Consider the following 2,495-nt stretch of genomic DNA (forward strand, 5'->3'; position numbering starts at 1 on the left):
ATGGGCAACGGAGTCTCTGACCTCATCCTCATGAGCCTGCAGGCCATCCTCGACGACGGCGACGAGGTGCTAGTCCCATGCCCTGACTACCCGCTGTGGACGGCAGGGGTCACTCTCGCGGGCGGGACCGCAGTGCCTTATCCCTGCGACGAGTCGGCGGGCTGGCTGCCCGACGTCAAGGCGATGGCTCGCGCGGTCACACCGCGCACCCGGGCCGTGGTAATCATCAACCCCAACAACCCCACGGGGGCGCTATATCCGGCGAGTCTGCTCGGGCAGATCGCGGAGGTGGCGCGCCGGGCCAACCTGACGATCCTCTCCGATGAGATTTACGATCAGGTCCTCTACGACGGTCAGACACACGTGGCCACGGCCGTGCTCGCCCCCGATGTGACGTGCCTGACCTTCAACGGTCTCTCCAAGGCGTACCTACTCGCCGGCTACCGGGGGGGCTGGCTGACGGTCACCGGTCCCAGGGCCGGGACGGCAGGCACGGCGGTGCTTCGGTCGCGGCTGGACGTCCTCGCCGGCATGCGGCTAGGGGCGAACGTGCCGGGACAGCTGGCGGTTGAGGTGGCACTGTCCGGGGAGCATGGCGTACGCGGTCTCGTGTTGCCAGGGGGGCGGCTGTGCGCGCAGCGTGACGCGGCGCACGAGGCCCTGACCAGCGTTCCTGGAGTGACGTGCGTCCGACCCCAGGCCGGGCTCTACGCCTTCCCGAAACTCGACCGCTCAGTGTGGGGCGTGGAAGACGACGCGAGCCTCGTCTTCGACGTCCTCGTGCGCCGTGGAGTGCTCCTCTCGCCTGGCAGCTCGTTCAACTGGCCGGGCAACAACCACCTGCGCGTCGTCACCCTGGCAACGGAGACTGAGCTGCGGTGGGCGGCGGAGCAGCTCCGCATCCACGTCGCCGAGCGCCGTCGTGGTGGCAGCCTGAGCCCGCGGCGACGGGCCGGGAGCAATAGTCAAGACCTGTGGATGAAGATCTTTAGGCGGCTTCTGGTTGGTGGTGGTCGTCGGGTCGTTCCACGAGCTTGCCGTTGATGAACAGCGCGCCGGCGCGGACGAGCGCGACCAGGTGCGGGCCGTTCACCGCCCGCCAGCGGTCCTGGGCGGCCTCGATGAGCTTGAACGCCATCGCGAGCCCGGCCGCTCGGGAGCCGGGTCCGCGGGTGATCTTCGTGCGGTGCCGGACGGTGGCGAAGGTTGACTCGATCGGGTTCGTGGTGCGCAGGTGGATCCAGTGCTCGGCGGGGAAGTCGTAGACCGCCAACAGCACCTCGGCATCGTCGGTGATCTTCGTGACGGCCTTGGGGAACTTCGCCCCGTAGGCGGCCTCGAAGGACCTCACGGCATCGAGGGCGTGGCGGCGGTCCTCGGCGTTCCAGATCTCGGCCAGGGCCTTCTTCGCGCCCGGGTGGGCGGACTTCGGCAGGGCACCGAGCACGTTGGCGATCTTGTGGAACCAGCAGCGTTGCTCCCGCGTGGCGGGGAAGACCTCGCGCAGGGCACCCCAGAACCCGAGCGCACCATCGCCGACCGCGAGGACCGGGGCGCGCATGCCCCGCCGCGCGCAGTCGCGGAGCAGGTCGGCCCAGGACTCGGTCGACTCGCGGTAGCCATCGGCCAGCGCGACGAGCTCCTTGCGCCCGTCGGCCCGGACACCGATCAACACCAGCAGGCACAGCTTGTGCTCCTCGAGCCGGATGTTGACGTGGATCCCGTCGGCCCACAGGTAGACGTAATCGGCCCCGGACAGGTCCCGCCGGGAGAACGCCTGCTGCTCGGCCTTCCACGCCTCGGTCAGCTTCGTGATCACCGGCCCGGACAGCCCCGTCGTGGAGCCGAGGAACTGGCCCAGCGCGGGCACGAAGTCTCCCGAGGACAGTCCGTGCAGGTAGAGCAGCGGCAGGACTTCGGTGATCTTCGGGGTCTTGCGGCACCAGGGCGGCAGGATCGCCGAGGAGAACCGGCGACGTTCGCCGGTATCGGGGTCGGTGCGGCGGTCGTTGACCCGCGGCACGGTCACCTCGACCGCCCCGGCCGAGGTCAGCACCTCGCGGGGCTGGTGGCTGCCGTTGCGCACGACCAGCCGCCGCCCGTTGGCGTCGCGCTGGTCGCGGAACTGGGCGATGTAGTCGTCGACCTCGGCCTGCAACGCCTCCGCGAGCATCCGGCGAGCACCCTCGCGGACCAACTCGTCGATCACCGACGAACCCGACGATCCAGCGCCGTCGCGGCGGGGGTCATCGGCGTCGGCAGCTCCAGGAACTACGGTGAGCACGGGTCGTACCTTCCCGACCGGCGTTGGCGCGCCGGCCTTGCTTGAGGGCCTTCAAGATGATCGGGAGGGTACGACCCGTCTCGCCTCATCCACAGGTCTCAAGCATTGCTCATGGGGACCGACAGCGAACGTGCTGGTCAGAGACGCTGTAACAGGTCATGCGAGCCGCCCCTCCGGAGGCGGGAGCGCCCTTCGAATCTCGCTGAGATCA

At 69.2% G+C, this 2,495-nt stretch carries 2 protein-coding genes; one reads left to right on the top strand and one right to left on the bottom strand.

Features of this window, described 5'->3' with window-relative positions; all coding sequences use genetic code 11:
• Positions 1–1,044: aminotransferase class I/II-fold pyridoxal phosphate-dependent enzyme (locus tag QZX79_RS11855; RefSeq protein ID WP_294568480.1), on the top strand; the 1,044-nt coding region annotated here is incomplete at its 5' end.
• Here QZX79_RS11855 and QZX79_RS11860 read toward each other — a convergent pair.
• Positions 989–2,284, bottom strand: a complete 1,296-nt coding sequence (locus QZX79_RS11860; RefSeq protein ID WP_294568481.1) for an IS256 family transposase — start codon at positions 2,282–2,284, stop codon at positions 989–991. The genes QZX79_RS11855 and QZX79_RS11860 overlap by 56 nt on opposite strands.
• Between the last annotated feature and the right edge of the window lie 211 nt (positions 2,285–2,495).

It is taken from the genome of uncultured Arthrobacter sp. (assembly GCF_902805515.1).
In the GTDB taxonomy this organism is placed as follows: domain Bacteria; phylum Actinomycetota; class Actinomycetes; order Actinomycetales; family Micrococcaceae; genus Arthrobacter_D.